Source organism: Variovorax sp. GW821-FHT09D04, from assembly GCF_059416405.1.
Genome location: NZ_JBWKPA010000002.1, coordinates 131,835 through 150,269, shown reverse-complemented (window position 1 = coordinate 150,269; position 18,435 = coordinate 131,835). Strand labels below are relative to the sequence as shown.

26 protein-coding genes are annotated in these 18,435 nt (G+C 64.3%); 23 read left to right on the top strand and 3 right to left on the bottom strand.

The features are described 5' to 3' along the window. Positions 1-24: 24 nt before the first annotated feature. The 19 genes from AC07O4_RS06910 (at position 25) to AC07O4_RS06820 (ending at position 14,437) form a co-directional block, all read left to right on the top strand. Positions 25-1,194 (top strand): D-alanyl-D-alanine carboxypeptidase family protein, encoded by a 1,170-nt coding sequence (locus AC07O4_RS06910; RefSeq protein WP_070061890.1) that lies wholly within the window; start codon positions 25-27, stop codon positions 1,192-1,194. Between the two features lie 203 nt (positions 1,195-1,397). Continuing rightward, entirely contained in the window at positions 1,398-1,775 is a 378-nt protein-coding gene (rpsL, locus tag AC07O4_RS06905; RefSeq protein ID WP_013543948.1) for a 30S ribosomal protein S12, read from the top strand. A gap of 147 nt (positions 1,776-1,922) precedes the next feature. Continuing rightward, positions 1,923-2,396, top strand: coding sequence for a 30S ribosomal protein S7 (gene rpsG / locus AC07O4_RS06900; protein WP_007829591.1), 474 nt, complete (start codon positions 1,923-1,925; stop codon positions 2,394-2,396). A 97-nt stretch (positions 2,397-2,493) separates the two neighbouring features. Further along, the gene (gene fusA, locus AC07O4_RS06895; protein WP_062478855.1) at positions 2,494-4,596 is read left to right on the top strand and encodes an elongation factor G; all 2,103 of its coding nucleotides are present in this window, start codon (positions 2,494-2,496) and stop codon (positions 4,594-4,596) included. A 141-nt stretch (positions 4,597-4,737) separates the two neighbouring features. Further along, positions 4,738-5,931 (top strand): elongation factor Tu, encoded by a 1,194-nt coding sequence (tuf, locus tag AC07O4_RS06890; protein WP_062478858.1) that lies wholly within the window; start codon positions 4,738-4,740, stop codon positions 5,929-5,931. 21 nt (positions 5,932-5,952) lie between these two features. Continuing rightward, a complete protein-coding gene (rpsJ, locus tag AC07O4_RS06885) occupies positions 5,953-6,267 on the top strand; it encodes a 30S ribosomal protein S10 (protein WP_007838118.1) in 315 nt (104 codons plus the stop codon). Between the two features lie 151 nt (positions 6,268-6,418). Beyond that, positions 6,419-8,005 carry a hypothetical protein gene (locus AC07O4_RS06880; protein ID WP_495304091.1) on the top strand — a complete coding sequence of 529 codons (1,587 nt, stop codon included), beginning with the start codon at positions 6,419-6,421 and terminating at the stop codon, positions 8,003-8,005. Positions 8,006-8,022: 17 nt separating this feature from the next. Next, positions 8,023-8,577, top strand: a complete 555-nt coding sequence (locus AC07O4_RS06875) for a hypothetical protein (protein WP_062478864.1) — start codon at positions 8,023-8,025, stop codon at positions 8,575-8,577. A 237-nt stretch (positions 8,578-8,814) separates the two neighbouring features. Continuing rightward, positions 8,815-9,495, top strand: coding sequence for a 50S ribosomal protein L3 (gene rplC, locus AC07O4_RS06870; RefSeq protein WP_062478866.1), 681 nt, complete (start codon positions 8,815-8,817; stop codon positions 9,493-9,495). After that, positions 9,495-10,115 carry a 50S ribosomal protein L4 gene (rplD, locus tag AC07O4_RS06865; protein ID WP_062478869.1) on the top strand — a complete coding sequence of 207 codons (621 nt, stop codon included), beginning with the start codon at positions 9,495-9,497 and terminating at the stop codon, positions 10,113-10,115. Before rplC ends, rplD begins: the two co-directional genes overlap by 1 nt. Then, positions 10,112-10,447 (top strand): 50S ribosomal protein L23, encoded by a 336-nt coding sequence (rplW, locus tag AC07O4_RS06860; RefSeq protein ID WP_056576559.1) that lies wholly within the window; start codon positions 10,112-10,114, stop codon positions 10,445-10,447. The genes rplD and rplW overlap by 4 nt, the downstream gene beginning before the upstream one ends. Before the next feature lie 2 nt (positions 10,448-10,449). After that, entirely contained in the window at positions 10,450-11,274 is an 825-nt protein-coding gene (gene rplB / locus AC07O4_RS06855) for a 50S ribosomal protein L2 (RefSeq protein ID WP_056576555.1), read from the top strand. Between the two features lie 10 nt (positions 11,275-11,284). Continuing rightward, on the top strand, positions 11,285-11,563 hold the full coding sequence (rpsS, locus tag AC07O4_RS06850) for a 30S ribosomal protein S19 (RefSeq protein WP_062478874.1): 279 nt from the start codon (positions 11,285-11,287) through the stop codon (positions 11,561-11,563). A gap of 9 nt (positions 11,564-11,572) precedes the next feature. Then, positions 11,573-11,905 carry a 50S ribosomal protein L22 gene (rplV, locus tag AC07O4_RS06845; RefSeq protein WP_007838134.1) on the top strand — a complete coding sequence of 111 codons (333 nt, stop codon included), beginning with the start codon at positions 11,573-11,575 and terminating at the stop codon, positions 11,903-11,905. A 17-nt stretch (positions 11,906-11,922) separates the two neighbouring features. Continuing rightward, complete coding sequence (gene rpsC, locus AC07O4_RS06840; RefSeq protein ID WP_062478877.1) at positions 11,923-12,834, top strand: 30S ribosomal protein S3; 912 nt, start codon at positions 11,923-11,925, stop codon at positions 12,832-12,834. 52 nt (positions 12,835-12,886) lie between these two features. Continuing rightward, positions 12,887-13,303: a 50S ribosomal protein L16 gene (gene rplP / locus AC07O4_RS06835; protein ID WP_007838137.1), complete on the top strand. Its 417-nt coding sequence runs from the start codon at positions 12,887-12,889 to the stop codon at positions 13,301-13,303. A gap of 55 nt (positions 13,304-13,358) precedes the next feature. Then, on the top strand, positions 13,359-13,568 hold the full coding sequence (rpmC, locus tag AC07O4_RS06830) for a 50S ribosomal protein L29 (protein ID WP_056577224.1): 210 nt from the start codon (positions 13,359-13,361) through the stop codon (positions 13,566-13,568). Between the two features lie 9 nt (positions 13,569-13,577). Further along, positions 13,578-13,847 carry a 30S ribosomal protein S17 gene (gene rpsQ, locus AC07O4_RS06825; protein WP_062478880.1) on the top strand — a complete coding sequence of 90 codons (270 nt, stop codon included), beginning with the start codon at positions 13,578-13,580 and terminating at the stop codon, positions 13,845-13,847. A gap of 83 nt (positions 13,848-13,930) precedes the next feature. Further along, positions 13,931-14,437 carry a peroxiredoxin gene (locus AC07O4_RS06820; RefSeq protein WP_159274727.1) on the top strand — a complete coding sequence of 169 codons (507 nt, stop codon included), beginning with the start codon at positions 13,931-13,933 and terminating at the stop codon, positions 14,435-14,437. 7 nt (positions 14,438-14,444) lie between these two features. On the opposite strand, the gene AC07O4_RS06815 is transcribed toward AC07O4_RS06820, so the two are convergent. Together AC07O4_RS06815 and AC07O4_RS06810 are read right to left on the bottom strand one after the other, a co-directional pair. Then, positions 14,445-15,035, bottom strand: coding sequence for a GNAT family N-acetyltransferase (locus AC07O4_RS06815; protein ID WP_492743987.1), 591 nt, complete (start codon positions 15,033-15,035; stop codon positions 14,445-14,447). Continuing rightward, complete coding sequence (locus AC07O4_RS06810; RefSeq protein ID WP_062478887.1) at positions 15,032-15,739, bottom strand: cytochrome b/b6 domain-containing protein; 708 nt, start codon at positions 15,737-15,739, stop codon at positions 15,032-15,034. Before AC07O4_RS06810 ends, AC07O4_RS06815 begins: the two co-directional genes overlap by 4 nt. Positions 15,740-15,899: 160 nt before the next feature. Between AC07O4_RS06810 and AC07O4_RS06805 the strand changes: the two genes are divergently transcribed. Beyond that, on the top strand, positions 15,900-16,346 hold the full coding sequence (locus tag AC07O4_RS06805) for a c-type cytochrome (protein WP_062478890.1): 447 nt from the start codon (positions 15,900-15,902) through the stop codon (positions 16,344-16,346). Positions 16,347-16,411: 65 nt separating this feature from the next. Here the strand turns inward: AC07O4_RS06805 and AC07O4_RS06800 are convergent, their stop codons facing one another. Beyond that, the gene (locus AC07O4_RS06800) at positions 16,412-16,909 is read right to left on the bottom strand and encodes a TlpA disulfide reductase family protein (RefSeq protein ID WP_056576533.1); all 498 of its coding nucleotides are present in this window, start codon (positions 16,907-16,909) and stop codon (positions 16,412-16,414) included. A 102-nt stretch (positions 16,910-17,011) separates the two neighbouring features. On the opposite strand from AC07O4_RS06800, the gene AC07O4_RS06795 reads away from it, so the two are divergent. From AC07O4_RS06795 to AC07O4_RS06785, 3 genes are all read left to right on the top strand, one after another. Then, positions 17,012-17,548, top strand: a complete 537-nt coding sequence (locus AC07O4_RS06795; RefSeq protein WP_495304090.1) for a hypothetical protein — start codon at positions 17,012-17,014, stop codon at positions 17,546-17,548. 188 nt (positions 17,549-17,736) lie between these two features. Continuing rightward, complete coding sequence (locus AC07O4_RS06790; RefSeq protein WP_062478898.1) at positions 17,737-18,192, top strand: PTS sugar transporter subunit IIA; 456 nt, start codon at positions 17,737-17,739, stop codon at positions 18,190-18,192. Continuing rightward, positions 18,161-18,430, top strand: a complete 270-nt coding sequence (locus AC07O4_RS06785) for an HPr family phosphocarrier protein (protein WP_062478901.1) — start codon at positions 18,161-18,163, stop codon at positions 18,428-18,430. Before AC07O4_RS06790 ends, AC07O4_RS06785 begins: the two co-directional genes overlap by 32 nt. Positions 18,431-18,435 lie beyond the last annotated feature (5 nt).

Here is an 18,435-nt window from a genome sequence, read left to right as displayed (position 1 = left end):
TTTTCGCCTCTTCCCACACTCTCCATGAATCGTTTTTTCACTGCGCTTCGCGCACTGGTGCTGACCGCTGCTGCCTCGGTTGGCGTGATCGCCGCCGCCCAGATGCCGGCCCCGCCTGAAATCGCCGCGCGCAGCTACCTGCTGCTGGACGTGACCGCGAACCAGATCCTGGCGCAGAAGGACATCGACAGCCCCGTCGAGCCGGCCTCGCTCACCAAGCTGATGACCGCGTACGTCGCGTTCGACGCGCTGCGCGCCAAGAAGATCACGCTGACCCAGACCCTGCCGGTGAGCCCGCGCGCCTGGAAGATGCCCGGTTCGCGCATGTTCATCGATCCCAAGATGCAGGTGCCGGTGGAAGACCTGATCAAGGGCGTGATCGTGCAGTCGGGCAACGACGCCACGGTCGCGCTGGCCGAAGGCGTGGGCGGCACGGTGGAGCATTTCGTCGAGATGATGAACGCCCAGGCCAAGGTGCTGGGCATGAAGAACACCACCTACAAGAACCCCGAAGGCCTGACGGCGCCCGGCCACACGACCACGGCGCGCGACCTGAGCATCCTGGCCACGCGTCTGGTGCGCGACTTCCCCGAGGAAGCCAAGTACTACGCCATCAAGAAGTACCGCTACCCGGGCACCCCATCGACCAACGACACCAACCGCAACCTGCTGCTGTTCCGCGACCCGACCGTCGACGGCCTGAAGACCGGCCACACCGACGCCGCCGGCTACTGCATGATCGCCACCGCCAAGCGCGACTTCCCGAACCTGACCGGCGGCCGCCGCCTGCTGTCGATCGTGCTGGGCGCCAGCAGCGAAGCCGTGCGCGCCAACGAGTCGCAGAAGCTGCTGAACTGGGGCTACACGGCCTACGACGCCGTGCGCCTGTTCGACGCCGGCCAGCCGGCCGCCACGCCCGCCGTCTGGAAGGGCAAGGCCAACGTGCTGAAGCTGGGCCGTCCCGAGGCCATCGTGGTCGCCGTGCCGACCGGTTCCGCCAGCAAGATCAAGACGCAGGTGTCGCGCCCCGACCCGCTGGTCGCGCCGTTCACCAAGTACCAGGCCGTCGGCTCGCTCAAGGTCACGCTGGACGACCAGCCCCTGGCGGACGTGCCGCTGGTCGCCCTGGAGCCGGTCGAGCAGGCCGGCGTCTTCGGCCGCGCCTGGGACGCCGTGCGTCTCTGGATCAAGTAAGAGACAGGAAAAAACGGCCTTGAAACAGGCGGTGGCGGGCGCTCCAGGCGCCTGACATTGCCATTTCAGACCTGCCTGCTATACTCGTGGGCTTTTCGGAATTTTCCGAAGGGTTTCACGTTTTCGTTATTCCCGGCTTCCTTGAGTCACGACCAAGGGCGGTTTCACTACCAAAGTCGGGTTGTTTTGGGACTAATTCATTCATGCCAACCATCAATCAACTGGTGCGTCAGGGTCGAACGGTCGAAAAGATCAATTCGAAGAGCCCTGCCATGCAGAACTCGCCGCAACGTCGCGGTGTCTGCACCCGCGTCTACACCACGACGCCCAAGAAGCCCAACTCGGCGCTTCGTAAAGTTGCCAAGGTCCGTCTGACCAATGGCTTCGAAGTCATCTCCTACATCGGCGGCGAAGGCCACAACCTGCAAGAACACAGCGTCGTGCTGGTTCGCGGCGGTCGTGTCAAGGACTTGCCCGGTGTGCGTTACCACATCGTGCGCGGTTCGCTCGACCTGCAAGGCGTGAAAGACCGCAAGCAGTCGCGTTCCAAGTACGGCGCGAAGCGCCCCAAGAAGGCTTAAGCCTTCCTGTCAGAAAACAAGCGGTGTTCGATGGCCTTGGCGGGCTTGTCGAACGAAGTGACCCAATGTCGGGTCGAGTAAGTGAGAGTCCTGACTGGCTCTCGCGGTATCGGAAACGATGCCAACTGAAGCAAAGAGGTTAGAAAAATGCCACGTCGTCGCGAAGTCCCCAAACGTGAAATCCTGCCGGATCCCAAGTACGGCAATGTCGAGCTGTCCAAATTCATGAACGTGATCATGGAAGGCGGCAAGAAGGCTGTTGCCGAGCGCATCATTTACGGTGCCCTCGACTTCATCGAGAAGAAGAACCCGGACAAGGACCCCCTCGAAGCGTTCACCGTTGCCATCAACAACGTGAAGCCGATGGTCGAAGTGAAGTCGCGCCGCGTCGGTGGTGCGAACTACCAGGTGCCGGTCGAAGTCCGCCCTGTCCGTCGCCTCGCCCTGTCGATGCGCTGGATCAAGGAAGCTGCCCGCAAGCGCGGTGAGAAGTCGATGGCCCTGCGTCTGGCCAACGAACTGATGGAAGCCACGGAAGGCCGTGGCGGTGCCATGAAGAAGCGCGACGAAGTGCACCGCATGGCAGAAGCCAACCGCGCCTTCAGCCACTTCCGCTTCTAAAAAACACACGTCTCTTGAGCGTTGGGGGTTGAGTGCCGGGCGAAATCGCCCGTGCTCGACGCCCAGCGCTCAACGCATTTAAACCCGAAAGTACATCATGTCCCGCAAGACCCCCATCGAGCGCTACCGCAACATCGGTATCTCCGCGCACATCGACGCCGGCAAGACCACCACCACCGAACGTATCCTGTTCTACACGGGCGTGACCCACAAGCTCGGCGAAGTGCACGATGGCGCGGCAACGACCGACTGGATGGAGCAGGAACAAGAGCGTGGCATCACGATCACCTCGGCTGCCGTGACCTGCTTCTGGAAGGGCATGGACCACTCGCTGCCCGAGCACCGCATCAACATCATCGACACCCCCGGCCACGTGGACTTCACCATTGAAGTCGAGCGCTCGATGCGCGTGCTGGACGGCGCCGTCATGGTGTACGACTCGGTCGGCGGCGTGCAGCCCCAATCGGAAACCGTCTGGCGTCAGGCCAACAAGTACAAGGTGCCGCGTCTGGCGTTCGTCAACAAGATGGACCGCATCGGCGCCAACTTCTTCCGCGTTCGCCAGATGATGGTCGACCGCCTGAAGGCCAACCCCGTGCCGATCGTGATTCCGATCGGTGCCGAAGACAAGTTCCAGGGCGTGGTCGACCTGCGTCTGATGAAGGCGATCTTCTGGGACGAAGCCTCGCAAGGCATGAAGTTCGAAACGCGCGAGATCCCCGCCGAGCTGGTCGAGCTGGCCAAGGAATGGCGCGAGAAGATGGTCGAAAGCGCGGCCGAAGCTTCGGAAGAGCTGATGAACAAGTACCTTGAAGAAGGTGACCTGACGCTCGAGGAAATCACCCACGGTCTGCGCACGCGCACGATCGCCGGCGAAATCCAGCCGATGCTGTGCGGCAGCGCGTTCAAGAACAAGGGCGTGCAGCGCATGCTCGACGCCGTGATCGAACTGATGCCTTCGCCGCTGGACATTCCTCCGGTGCACGGCACGGACGACGACGAGCAAGACGTGACCCGCAAGGCCGACGACGGCGAGAAGTTCTCGGCGCTGGCATTCAAGCTCATGACCGACCCGTACGTTGGCCAGCTGACCTTCGTGCGCGTGTACTCGGGCGTTCTGAGCAAGGGCGACACCGTCTACAACCCGGTCAAGGGTAAGAAAGAGCGTATCGGCCGTATCGTGCAGATGCACGCCAACGAACGCCTCGAAATCGAAGAAATCCGTGCCGGCGACATCGCCGCTTGCGTGGGCCTGAAGGACGTCACCACGGGCGAAACCCTGTGCGACCCGAATGCCATGATCACGCTGGAGCGCATGGAATTCCCCGAGCCCGTGATCTCGCAGGCCGTCGAGCCCAAGACCAAGGCCGACCAGGAAAAGATGGGCATCGCCCTGCAGCGCCTGGCTTCGGAAGATCCGTCGTTCCGCGTGCGCACCGACGAAGAATCCGGCCAGACCATCATCTCCGGCATGGGCGAACTGCACCTCGAAATCATCGTGGACCGCATGAAGCGCGAATTCGGCGTGGAAGCCAACGTGGGCAAGCCGCAAGTGGCTTACCGCGAAACGATCCGCAAGACCGTCGAAGAAGCCGAAGGCAAGTTCGTTCGCCAGTCGGGTGGTAAGGGCCAGTACGGTCACGTCATCCTGAAGATCGAGCCGCAGGAAGCCGGCAAGGGCTTCGAGTTCGTCGACGCCATCAAGGGCGGTGTGGTTCCTCGCGAATACATCCCCGCCGTGGAAAAGGGCGTTGTGGAAGCACTGACGCAAGGCGTGCTGGCGGGCTACCCCGTCGTCGACGTCAAGGTCACGCTGCACTTCGGTTCGTACCACGACGTGGACTCGAACGAAATGGCGTTCAAGATGGCCGCGATCTTCGGCTTCAAGGAAGGCGCCCGCAAGGCCAGCCCGGTCATCCTCGAGCCGATGATGGCCGTGGAAGTCGAAACGCCTGAAGACTACGCCGGCAACGTGATGGGCGACCTGTCCAGCCGTCGCGGCATGGTGCAGGGCATGGACGACATGATCGGTGGCGGCAAGCTCATCAAGGCTGAAGTCCCGCTGTCGGAAATGTTCGGCTACTCGACGACGCTGCGCTCGGCCACGCAAGGCCGCGCCACGTACACGATGGAGTTCAAGCACTACGCTGAAGCTCCCCGTAACGTCGCCGAAGCCATCGTGGCCGCTCGCTCGAAGTAAGTTTCAAGAATGTGGGGCCGCGCAGTGCGCGGCCCTTCTTGTCTGCGATCCGGTGCCGCCCTGTTCCCGTGCGGGGCGAACCAGCAATCGGATGCAGACATAAAACCAACACACGGGACATGCTCTTTCAAGGATTGAAAAATGGCAAAAGGTAAATTCACCCGCACCAAGCCGCACGTGAACGTGGGCACGATCGGTCACGTTGACCACGGCAAGACCACGCTGACGGCTGCGATCGCCACCGTGCTGTCGGCCAAGTTCGGCGGCGAAGCCAAGGCTTACGACCAGATCGACGCAGCGCCTGAAGAAAAGGCCCGCGGCATCACGATCAACACCGCGCACGTCGAGTACGAAACGGCCAACCGCCACTACGCACACGTCGACTGCCCCGGCCACGCCGACTACGTGAAGAACATGATCACCGGCGCTGCCCAGATGGACGGCGCCATCCTGGTGTGCTCGGCCGCTGACGGCCCGATGCCCCAGACCCGTGAACACATCCTGCTGGCTCGCCAGGTGGGCGTGGGCTACATCATCGTGTTCCTGAACAAGTGCGACATGGTCGACGACAAGGAGCTGCTCGAGCTGGTCGAAATGGAAGTTCGCGAACTCCTCGACAAGTACGAATTCCCCGGCGACGACACCCCCATCATCCACGGCTCGGCCAAGCTCGCCCTGGAAGGCGACAAGGGCGACCTGGGCGAAGGCGCCATCATGAAGCTGGCAGAAGCCCTGGACACGTACATCCCCACGCCTGAGCGCGCTGTGGACGGCACGTTCCTGATGCCCGTGGAAGACGTGTTCTCGATCTCGGGTCGCGGCACCGTGGTGACCGGCGCTGTCGAGCGCGGCGTGATCAAGGTCGGCGAAGAAATCGAAATCGTCGGTATCCGCCCCACCGTCAAGACCACCTGCACCGGCGTGGAAATGTTCCGCAAGCTGCTGGACCAAGGTCAGGCTGGCGACAACGTCGGCGTGCTGCTGCGCGGCACGAAGCGCGAAGAAGTCGAACGCGGCCAAGTGCTGTGCAAGCCCGGCTCGATCAAGCCGCACGTGCACTTCACCGCCGAGGTGTATGTCCTGTCCAAGGACGAAGGCGGCCGTCACACGCCGTTCTTCAACAACTACCGTCCGCAGTTCTACTTCCGCACGACGGACGTGACCGGCGCGATCGAGCTGCCCGCGGACAAGGAAATGGTCATGCCTGGCGACAACGTCAGCATCACCGTGAAGCTGATCAACCCGATCGCGATGGAAGAAGGCCTGCGCTTCGCCATCCGTGAAGGCGGCCGTACCGTGGGTTCGGGCGTCGTGGCCAAGATCCTCGACATCTAAGCCGGACGCAAAGGAATCACCATGGCTACCAAGCAAAAGATCCGCATCCGCCTGAAGGCATTCGACTACAAGCTGATCGACCAGTCGGCCGCTGAAATCGTGGACACCGCCAAGCGCACCGGCGCGATCGTCAAGGGCCCCGTGCCCCTGCCGACCCGCATGAAGCGTTTCGACATCCTGCGTTCACCGCACGTCAACAAGACGTCGCGCGACCAGCTGGAAATCCGCACGCACCAGCGCCTGATGGACATCGTCGATCCCACCGACAAGACCGTGGACGCGCTGATGAAGCTCGACCTGCCGGCCGGCGTCGACGTCGAGATCAAGCTGCAGTAATTCGACCTCGCGTCGCATTCCGAGCACAGCCCGCCTGCAGAAATGCAGGCGGGCTTTTTTGTGCTTCACGTTTGTTTCTCAAGTGTGGCATCCTCGCGCACCGGCCTGCGGGACGCAGTGCGCCGGGGCTGAAATGAGGGCAGCACACGTGATGAGCCAGAAGTTCTCTTTTGCATTCGGTGCGGCGTGCATCGCGGCAGCATTGCTGGCAGGTTGCGGTGGGGGAGGCGGTGGTGGCGGAGGCGGCGGTGGGTTTCCCATCGGCCTGCCGATCGTGCTGAACCCGGTCACCCTGAGCGGGAAAGCCACTTACGACTCGGTGCCGAACAACAGCGGGCCCCTCCTGTACGCGAACACCACGGCCAAGCCCGTGCGCGGCGCCACGGTAGAGGTGCTCGATGCCACCACATCGGCGCAGCTCGCGTTGACCACCACGGATGACGGTGGCAATTACGCGGTCTCGGTGCCGGCGAACACGAACATCACCGTGCGCGTCCGGGCCCAGCTGACCCGGACCGGTCCGGGCGCGACCTGGGATGTCACGGTGCGCGACAACACGCGCAGCGATGCGCTGTACTCGATGCAGTCGGCGAGCTTTTCTTCGGGAAGCGTGGCATTGACGCGCGACCTGCGTGCGGACAGCGGCTGGGGAGGTTCTGGCTACAGCGGGACGCGCGTCGCAGCGCCGTTCGCCGTGCTCGACACGATCTACACCTCCATGCAGAAGGTGCTGTCGGTGGCGCCGGCTTCGGCGTTTCCTTCGTTGAAGGTTTTCTGGAGCGTCAACAACGCGCCGTCGGACGGAATCAATCTTTCGGCGGGGCAGATTGGCACGACCTTCTTCTTCAACAGCGGAAGCAACGGTCGGCAGATCTACGTGCTGGGCAAGGAGGATGTGGACGCCGACGAGTTCGATGCACCAGTGATCGCGCACGAATGGGGGCACTACTACCAATCGGCCTTCAGTCGGGATGACTCGATCGGAGGCGGGCATTCGATGGACGATCGTCTCGATCGGCGACTTGCTTTCTCCGAGGGTTGGGGTAATGCGTGGTCAGGCATTGCCCTGGAACGAAGCAACTATGTCGACTCAAAGCTGCCGCAGCAAAGGGGGGGCAGCCCGTTGGATCTCTCGCGTGGTCCTGCAAGCAATCCCGGCTGGTCCCGCGAGTCATCTGTCCAGGCCATCCTGTGGAACCTCAACCGGCAGGCCGGCTTCAAGCCCATCCACGACGCCTTAACCGGCTTCCAGTTCCGAAGCGGCGCGCCGGTCACGTCGATCCACGCCTTCGCCGCCGCGTTCAATGCGACGTCGCCTGGCAACGCCTCGGCGCTGAACAGCCTGCTGAGCGCGCAGAACATCACCTCCAGCGATGCATTCGGCGCGGGCGAATCGAACGACGGCGGGTTGCCCAGCGTGCCCGGCGTGCTGCCGATGTACCGGGCCTTGGCTGTTGGTGCGGTGGTCAACAACGTCTGTGTCTCCAGCGTGGCGGGCACGGGCAACAAGCTCGGCAACATTGCCTACCTGCGCTTCACCGCGCCGGCGAACCGGGACTACCAAGTCACGGTCGGGGGCGCCACGCTGCCGGACTTCGACGTCTTCCGAGGCGGAGAGATCGCCCGGTCGGGCAACCGGGTCAGCCTGAGCGCGGGTGAGTACGTTCTGGCGGTGCGGGATGCCGCAATGACGAGCTCCTCTGCTACGCCGGTGTGCCTCACCGTGCTCGTTCAATAAGGAAGGGAAGGCTCGCGATGATCCTGAACACTCGCCTCTCTCTGGCTGCCGCACTGACGGCGGGACTTGCACTGTCCGCGCTCTCGGCCTGCGCCCTGGCTGACGGGATGCCGCCGACGCGCACCACCGCGAAGTTGTCGCCTGCAGGCCTGAAGGGCTCCGCCACCCCCTGGGTGACCGCATCGAGAAAACCCAATGACTCCGGCGTCAAGCTGCAGTACCGGCTGGACGGCGCGCCTCAGGCCGGCAAGCCGACGGTCGTCGTTCTTCAGTTCGACGGCGTCAGCGACCCCGCGGGCGCCAGCGTGACGCTGACGGTCGATGCGGGCCTGACGCTGTCCGGCAGCGCGTCGCTGAGCCTGCCGCCGGGGCAGCGCTCCGACGCTTCCGTCACGGTGGTCAGCCAGGGTGACGGTCTGGCCTACCTGAACGTGTTCATCAAGCAGGCTGGTCGGACCAGTGCCATTTCCATCCCGATCCAGACCGGCGCGGCGGCGCCCGCCATGAAGGCCAATGGCGAGATCAAGTCGCTGCCAGGCGGCGACAACATCATCTCGCTGCCCGCGAAATAGGCCCGAAAGCCACCCGAAACGGGGCCGGAACCCCCTGAATCCGGCCCGAAAAGGGTCACTTGCGCCCCGGTTCGACTGCGGGCTATAATCTCTGGCTCTGCCCTTGTTGCGCCCGTTCGGTCGCCGCTTTCGGCGGAGATTTATCAACCTTCTCTCGCAGGCCGGGAAACCAGCCAAACGCTGTCGCCAATTGAAGTGGCAGCGGCGAAGGAAGTCTTCCATTTTTGGAGAAAACAAATGAGTCTGAGCAACTCCCTCGGGTTGCTGGGCCGCAAGGTGGGGATGATGCGTCTCTTCACCGATGACGGGGACGCAGTTCCTGTCACGGTGGTGGATGTGTCCAACAACCGTGTGACCCAGATCAAGTCCCAAGAGACCGATGGCTACGTCGCCCTGCAGGTGACGTTCGGTTCGCGCAAAGCATCGCGCGTGACCAAGCCCCAAGCCGGCCACCTTGCCAAGGCAGGTGTCGAAGCTGGTGAAATCATCCAGGAATTCCGCGTCACCGCCGATACCGCAGGTCAGCACAAGGCTGGCGGCGTGATCGCGGCAAGCAGCGTGTTCTCCGTGGGCCAGAAGGTGGACGTGCAAGGCACGACCATCGGCAAGGGCTACGCCGGCACGATCAAACGTCACAACATGAGCTCGCAGCGCGCGTCGCACGGTAACAGCCGTTCGCACAACGTGCCCGGCTCGATCGGCATGGCACAAGACCCCGGTCGCGTGTTCCCCGGCAAGCGCATGACGGGCCACCTCGGCGACGTCACCCGCACGACGCAAAACCTCGACGTGTTCCGCATCGACGAAGCACGTCAGCTGCTGCTCATCAAGGGCGCGATCCCGGGTTCGAAGGGTGGCTTCGTCACCGTGCGTCCCGCCATCAAGGCCAAGCCGCAAGCGGCTGAAGGAGCGAAGTAATGCAACTCGAACTCCTGAACGAACAAGGCCAGGCCGCGTCGAAGTACGACGCCCCCGAGACCGTGTTCGGCCGTGACTACAACGAAGACCTGGTCCACCAGATCGTCGTTGCATTCCAGGCCAACGCCCGTCAAGGCACGCGCGCCCAGAAGGACCGCGAACAGGTCAAGCACTCGACCAAGAAGCCTTTCAAGCAAAAGGGAACGGGCCGCGCCCGCGCCGGTATGACGTCCTCGCCCCTGTGGCGCGGAGGCGGCCGGATCTTCCCGAACATGCCTGACGAAAACTTCTCGCAGAAGATCAACAAGAAGATGTACCGCGCCGGCATGGCCTCCATCTTCTCGCAGCTCGCTCGCGAAGGCCGTCTGGCCGTGGTCGATTCGCTGACCGTGGATTCGCCCAAGACGAAGCCGCTGGCAGCCCGTTTCAAGGCAATGAATCTCGAGTCCGTGCTCGTGATCGCCGAAGAAGTCGACGAAAACCTGTACCTTGCCTCGCGCAATCTGGTCAACATCCTCGTGGTCGAACCCCGTTACGCCGATCCGGTGTCGCTGGTTCACTACAAGAAGGTGCTGGTCACCAAGGGTGCCGTCGACAAGCTCAAGGAGATGTTCGCATGAGCCGCGTGAACCCCACCCCTGCACAACGTAAGTTCGACGAAGGCCGTCTCATGAACGTGCTGGTCGCACCGATCGTGTCCGAAAAGGCCACGATGGTCGGCGAGAAGTCGAACGCTGTCACTTTCAAGGTGCTGCAAGACGCCACCAAGCCCGAGATCAAGGCCGCTGTTGAACTGATGTTCAAGGTCGAAGTCCAGGGCGTGTCGGTGCTCAACACCAAGGGCAAGACCAAGCGCTTTGGCAAGTCCATCGGCCGCCGCGACAACGTGCGCAAGGCTTATGTGACGCTGAAGGCCGGTCAAGAGCTCAACCTCGTCGGGGAAGGCGCTTAATCATGGCCGTCATCAAGATGAAACCCACTTCGCCGGGCCAACGCGGCGCGGTGAAGATTTCGCGTGACCACCTGCACAAGGGTGCGCCTCACGCAGCCCTGCTGGAACCCCAGTTCCAGAAGGCCGGCCGTAACAACAACGGTCACATCACGATCCGCCATCGTGGCGGTGGTGCCAAGCACCACTACCGCATTGTCGACTTCGTGCGCAACAAGGACGGCATCCCGGCCAAGGTCGAACGCATCGAGTACGACCCGAACCGCACCGCCCACATCGCTCTGGTCTGCTACGCCGACGGCGAGCGCCGCTACATCATCGCCCCGCGCGGTCTGGAAGCCGGTGCAACCCTGATGTCGGGCGCCGAAGCCCCGATCCGCGCCGGCAACACCCTGCCGATCCGCAACATCCCCGTGGGTTCGACGATCCACTGCATCGAACTGCAACCCGGCAAGGGCGCGCAGATCGCACGTTCGGCCGGTACCTCGGCCACGCTGCTGGCCCGTGAAGGCGTGTACGCCCAGGTCCGCATGCGTTCGGGCGAAGTCCGCCGCATTCACATCGAATGCCGCGCGACCATCGGTGAAGTGGCCAACGAAGAACACAGCCTGCGCCAGCTCGGCAAGGCCGGTGTGAAGCGTCACATGGGTATCCGCCCGACCGTTCGCGGCGTGGTGATGAACCCGGTCGACCACCCGCACGGTGGTGGCGAAGGCAAGACTGGCGAAGGCCGCCATCCTGTCGACCCGTGGGGCAATCTGACCAAGGGCTATCGCACCCGTAACAACAAGCGCACGCAGGTCTTCATCGTGTCGCGTCGCAAGAAGTAAGGGATAGCCAATGACTCGCTCTCTCAAAAAGGGTCCTTTCGTCGACCACCACCTCGTGGCCAAGGCCGACAAGGCCGTGACGAACAAGGACAAGAAGCCGATCAAGACCTGGTCGCGCCGCTCGATGGTTCTGCCCGAGTTCATCGGTCTGACCATCGCTGTGCACAACGGCAAGCAACACGTGCCCGTGTACATCACCGACCAGATGGTCGGCCACAAGCTCGGCGAATTTGCGCTCACGCGCACGTTCAAGGGGCACCCCGCGGACAAAAAAGTCCAGAAGAAGTAAGGAACGACCATGTCTGAAACACGTGCAGTCCTCCGCGGTGTCCGCCTGTCGGTCGACAAGGGCCGTCTGGTCGCGGACCTGATCCGCGGCAAGAAGGTCGATCAAGCGCTCAACGTTCTGCAATTCACGCAGAAGAAGGCCGCTGTGATCATCAAGAAGGTGCTCGAGTCGGCGATTGCCAACGCCGAGCACAACGACGGTGCCGACATCGACGAGCTGAAGGTCAAGACCATCTACGTCGAGCAAGGTGCAACGCTCAAGCGCTTCACGGCGCGCGCCAAGGGTCGCGGCAATCGCATCAGCAAGCCCACGTGCCATGTGTACGTGACGGTTGGCAACTAAGAAGGCCTGGAAGAAATATGGGACAGAAAATCCACCCAACCGGGTTCCGCCTTGCGGTCACCCGTAACTGGTCCAGCCGTTGGTACGCAAGCGACCGCGATTTCGCGGGCATGCTGGCCGAAGACATCAAGGTTCGCGAATACCTGAAGAAGAAGCTGAAGAACGCTTCGGTGTCGCGCGTCATGATCGAGCGTCCCGCCAAGAACGCACGCATCACGATCTACTCGGCTCGTCCGGGCGTCGTGATCGGCAAGAAGGGCGAAGACATCGAGAACCTCAAGCGCGAACTGGGCAAGCAGCTCGGCGTGCCGGTTGCGGTCAACATCGAAGAAGTGCGCAAGCCCGAAATCGATGCGCAGCTGATCGCCGACAGCATCACGCAGCAGCTCGAAAAGCGGATCATGTTCCGCCGCGCCATGAAGCGCGCCATGCAGAACGCCATGCGTCTGGGTGCCCTGGGCATCAAGATCATGTCGGCTGGCCGCCTGAACGGCATCGAAATCGCACGTACCGAGTGGTACCGCGAAGGCCGCGTGCCGCTTCACACCCTGCGCGCCGACATCGACTACGGCACCTCGGAAGCCAAGACCACCTACGGCGTCATCGGCGTCAAGGTCTGGGTCTACAAGGGCGACACGCTGGGTCGCAACGACCTGCCGGCCGTCGAAACGCCGCGTCCGGACGAAGAGCGCCGCCCGCGTGGTCCCCGCCGTGATGGTCGCCCTGGCGACCGTCCGGGTGGCGACCGTCGTGGTCCCGGCCCCCGTGCCGGTGCCCGTGGTCCGATCGGTGGCAACACCGCTCCGGCCGATGGCAGCGACAAGCCCGCAGAAGCAACCGGCGGTGCCGGTGCAGACTCGAAACCCGCCGTTAAGCGCGTCCGCAAAGCCGCGCCCGCTGCAGCAGCGGACGGTGCCAAGACCGAGTAATCGGTCGCTCCCGGGCACGCAAGTGCCTGGGGCCCTCACGGAGTAACAAAACATGCTGCAACCTGCACGCAGAAAGTTCCGCAAGGAACAAAAGGGCCGCAACACCGGCATCGCAACCACGGGTAACTCGGTTGCGTTCGGTGACTTCGGTCTCAAATGCACCGACCGCGGTCGCCTCACGGCGCGCCAGATCGAAGCCGCTCGTCGCGCGATTTCGCGTCACGTGAAGCGCGGTGGCCGTATCTGGATCCGCGTGTTCCCGGACAAGCCGATCTCTACCAAGCCCGCTGAAGTGCGGATGGGTAACGGTAAGGGCAACCCCGAGTACTACGTCGCTGAAATCCAGCCTGGCAAGATCGTGTTCGAGATCGTCGGCGTGCCCGAAGAACTCGCCCGCGAAGCGTTCCGCCTGGCCGCCGCCAAGCTTCCGCTGCGCACGACGTTCGTCGCTCGCCAGCTCGGCGCCTGAGAGGAGAACATCCATGGCAACACGTAAGAAGAAAGAAACCGCGGCTTCGGCCAAGGTGACGAAGGCCGCAACCCTGCGCACGAAGGACGTCGCAGGCCTGCAAGCCGAAATCAAGGATCTGCAGAAGGCCCATTTCGGCCTGCGCATGCAGAAGGCCACGCAACAGCTGTCGAACACCACGACGCTGCGCGTGACGCGTCGCGACATCGCTCGCGCCAAGACCATTCTTGCTCAGAAAGAGCAAGAGACCCAAGCCGCCAAGTAAGGAGTGAACATGACGGAAGCTAAAAAATCCCTCAAGCGCACCTTGATCGGCAAGGTGGTCAGCGACAAGCGTGCCAAGACCGTGACCGTGCTGGTCGAGCGCCGTGTGAAGCACGAGCTCTACGGCAAGATCGTGGCCAAGACGAGCAAGTACCACGCCCATGACGAAAAGGGCGAGTACCACCTCGGCGACACCATCGAGATCACGGAAAGCCGTCCGATCTCGAAGACCAAGAACTGGGTCGTGACCCGTCTGGTCGAGAAGGCCGTCCTGGTCTGATCAGGCACTCGGTCGCCCTTGAGGCAACCCATCCGGAAACGGCCCACAATGTGGGCCGTTTTTCTTTTTCAGGAGCAATTCACATGATCAAAGTCGGCGACACCCTTCCTTCGGCCACCCTGCAGGAATATTCCGAAGTGGAGGGCGAGGGCTGCAGCATCGGCCCGAACCCGGTCGACGTGACCAAGGCCACGGCGGGCAAGACCATCGCGCTGTTCGCACTGCCGGGCGCCTTCACGCCCACCTGCTCGGCCAAGCATGTGCCGGGCTACGTGCAGCACTTCGAGGACTTCAAGGCCGCCGGCGTGGACGAGATCTGGTGCGTGAGCGTGAACGACGCGTTCGTGATGGGCGCCTGGGCGCGCGACCAGAAGACCGGCGCCAAGGTGCGCATGCTGGCCGACGGCAGTGCGGACTTCGCAAAAGCCACCGGCCTCACGCTGGACCTGACCGGCCGCGGCATGGGCCTGCGCAGCAACCGCTACTCGATGCTCGTGAAGGACGGCAAGGTCGCGACGCTGAACGTCGAAGGCCCGGGCAAGTTCGAAGTGAGCGACGCCGACACGCTGCTGGCGCAAGCCCGCGGCTGAGCCCGGCCTACAGCTCTACCTTGAGGTAGTGAGCCCCGGCGACGGGGTTGTGATAGTAGGGCGGCACCTCCGCGAAGCCCAGGTCTTCGTAGAGGGCGCGCGCCGACTCCATGTCGTCGAGGGTGTCGAGCAGCACGCAGGCATAGCCTGCGCTGCGGGCCGCATCGAGGATGGCCTCGGCCAGCTGCCGGCCGAGCCCGAGCCCCCGGAACCCGGGGCGCACATACAACCGTTTCATTTCCGCCGCGTTCGCGTAGTCCGTGCTGTCGATCGGGCGCAGCGCGCAGCAGCCCGCCACGTGGGCGAGCGTGCCGTCGGCGCGCTTCAGCGTGGGTGCGGCGCGGCCGGCGTCTTCGTTCACATGGGCGGGATCGACCAGCGCCAGCAGCAAGGTGCCGCGCGGCTCGGCGTACTCGCCGGGGAGTCCGGCCAGCTCGCCGTCGAAATCCTGGAAGCCGAGGTCGATGGCCAGCGAGCCCGCGTAGTCGCGGAAGATGGCGCGCACGGCGTTGACTTCATGCGGTTCGTCGGGCGTGAGCAGCACCACCGCCGGCGTGTCCGACAGCGGCAGCGGGCGGGAGACGGAAAAGCCGCTCATACGCGCAACGAAGCCACCCAGAACGCCACGCCCGCGCACAGCGCGAACAGCACCAGCGCCAGCGTGCGCGACACCGCATCGTCGCGGCTCGGAGCCACGCCGTTGCCATTGCCATTCCCGTTGGAGGCCGCACCGGCGACCACCAGCTTGTCACCCGACAGCATTGGCCCGACGAGCCGGTGCCGCTTGACCAGCACATAGAACAGCACCGCCAGCACATGCAGGCTCACCAGGGCGATCACGATCCACTTGCCCTGCGCCTTGTGCCAGCCCGTCGCCAGGCTCACCATGGCGCCCGACACGAAGCGGGTCAGCGGCCCGGAGGCGGAAATCTCGTCGTCGGCCATCAGCCCGGTGGCGACCTGCAGGATCAACAGCGCCAGCACCGCGAACACCGACAGCGCGCCCAGCGGCGTGTGGCCGATCAGGTGGTCGGGGTGCGACTTGCCGCGCAGGTAGGCGATGACCGAGCCCGGCGCATAGATGAAGGCCGCGAAGCGCGACCAGCGCCCGCCCACGACCCCCCAGATCAGCCGGAACAGCAGCAGCGCCAGCACGGTGTAGCCGAGGCGGAAATGCCATTCCATGATGCCGTTCAGGCCCGTCACGATCAGGCCGATCACGGCGAAGGCGAGCGCCCAGTGAAAGAGGCGGGTCGGCAGGTCCCAGACGCGTGTGCGGGCCACCGAGAGGGTGTCGGTCATCGAAAAAGGCGCCGGGGCGCGAGGCTGCGGAAGGCGCAGATTAGCAAAGTCCGGGCCGGTCGTTCCACCGGGTTGTTGCTATGCGCCCGACACGGGCAGCCCCTACACTGCCTGCAGCACCGCGTTCGACGGTGCCCAAACCCCCACACAAGGACCCACGATGACCCGTTTTGCTTCGTTCGCCCTTGCAGCCGCCTGCGCTGCGATGTCCCTGCCCGCCGCGGCACAGTTTGCCAAGCCCGAAGATGCCATCAAGTACCGCCAGAGCGCGCTGTTCGTGATGGCCCAGCACTTCGGCCGCCTCGGCGCCATGGCCAACGGCCGGGCGCCCTACGACGCCGCCGCCGCGGCCGCCAACGCCGAGATCGTCGCCGACATGGCCAAGCTGCCCTGGGCCGGCTTCGGCGCCGGCACCGAGGGCGGCAAGGCCAAGCCCGAAGTCTGGAAGGAAGCCGCGAAGTTCAAGGAGCACCAGGACAAGGTGATCGCCGAGACCGGCAAGCTCGTCGTCGCCGCCAAGGCCGGCAACATCGACGCCCTCAAGGCCCAGTTCGGCCCGACCGGCGCCAGCTGCAAGGCCTGCCACGACAGCTTCCGCAACCAGTAAGCCGCGGGCTTTCGCCACGAAAAAGGCGCTCCTCGGAGCGCCTTTTGCTTTTCTGGGGCCGAAGGTCAGGCCTCGGCCAGCAGCTTTTCGATCAGCTTGTGCAGCTCGGCGAAATCGGGCTCGCCCACGTAGCGCTTCACGATCTCGCCCTTCTTGTTGACGATGAAGGTGGTCGGCGTGAGCTTCACGTCGCCCCAGGCCTGCGCCACGCTGCCGGTGTTGTCGATCGCCACCTTGAACGGCAGCTTGCGGGTTTCGGCGAAGTTGACGACGTAGCTCGGCGGGTCGTAGCTCATGGCCACCGCCAGCGTGTCGTAGCCCTTGGCCTTGTACTTGTCGTAGGTCGAGATCACCTTGGGCATCTCGGCCACACAGGTCACGCAGCTGGTGGCCCAGAAGTTGACCAGCGTGACCTTGCCCTTCAGGTCGGCCGTGCTCTTGGTGGTGCCATCGAGCAGCACGAAGGTCGAGGCCGGGGCGGCGGTGCTGCCCGAACCGAGGTACACGCCCACGCCGGCGGCCAGGGCGATCACGACGGCGGCGGCAGCGAGGTATTTTTTCATGGGCACCTGAAGGAGAGAGGCGGCGCGATTTTAGTTCCGCGCGCCGGAACGCGCCGGCACACCCGCTTCATTCCCCGAAGGCCGCTCGATAATCGTCCTCCGATGCCCTCGCTTCCTTCCCCCTCCTGGCCCGTGCTGGCCCTGGCCGCCGTGCTGGCCGCCTGCAGCCCCACCTTCAACTGGCGCGAAGTGCCGATCGCCGACGCCGGCCTGGTCGCGCTGCTGCCCTGCAAGGCCGACCGCGCCCAGCGCGCGGTGCCGCTGGGCGCCGAGTCGGTGCAGGTCGACATGACCGGCTGCGAAGCCGGCGGCGCGACCTTCGCCGTGGCCCATGCCGCCGCGACCAGCCCGGCGCAGGCCGAGGCCTGGCTCACGGCCTGGCGCACGGCCACGCACGGCCAGCTGGGCGTCGCGCAGGTGATCCAGGGGCCGGCCACCTTGCCGCGCGCCACGGCCGTTCCCGCACCGTGGCGGCTCGACGGGCAATCGGCGCAGCAGGGCGTGGCGCCGGTCCAGGTGCTCTGGTTTGCGCAGTCGCAGAAAGACGGCAGCGTGTCGCTCTACCAGGCCACCGTGCTCGGCCGTCCGTCCTCGCCCGAGGCGACGAAGACCTTCTTCGAGGGCCTGCGCCTGCCATGAGCAGGGGCCGGCCGGCGGGCCGCGATGCGCGGGCCAGCTATCGTTTTCATAGCTGTTGCCGCCGCGCGAATCGACACCCCGGCCACACGCCCGAATTGGCCGCCTTCCCCGGCTGCCGCGTTGTGTCCTCGATGTCTCTACTTCCTTTGGGCGCCCCCGCATAATCGACGCGTCGTCCTCCGAGCCGCATGAACAGCATCCTCATCATTGCCCACTCTCCGTTCGCACAGGCGCTGCGGCAGTGCGCGCTGCATGTGTTCCCCGACTGCGAACAGGCGGTCGTGGCCCTCGACGTGCTGCCCAACGTGTCGCCCGAGGAAACGCTGGCCGCCGCGCGCATCACGCTCGCGCAGCAGTTGCATGCTCCGCGCTCGCAGGTGCTGGTGCTGGCCGACGTGTTCGGCGCCACGCCCTGCAACGTGGCGCAGAAGCTGGTGGACGGCGTGCGCTCGCGGCTCGTGGCCGGTGTCAACCTGCCGATGCTGCTGCGCGCCGTCACCTACCGCCACGAACCGCTCGACACCCTGGTGCAGCGGGCCCTCGCGGGCGGCACCGCCGGCGTGATGCAGGTGGCGGTGGCGGCTCCCCAGAACCAGGCGAAAAGAAAGCACAGTGATCAAGAAATCCGTGACCATCAGCAATAAGCTGGGCCTGCACGCACGCGCGTCGGCCAAGCTGACCAAGCTCGCCGGCAGCTTCCCCTGCGAGGTGTGGCTGTCGCGCGGCGACCGCCGCATCAACGCCAAGAGCATCATGGGCGTCATGATGCTGGCCGCCGGCCTCGGCGTGACCGTCGAGCTCGAGACCAACGGCCCGCAGGAAGATGAAGCCATGAACGCCATCGTCCAACTGATGGACGACAAGTTCGGCGAAGGCGAATAAGGACC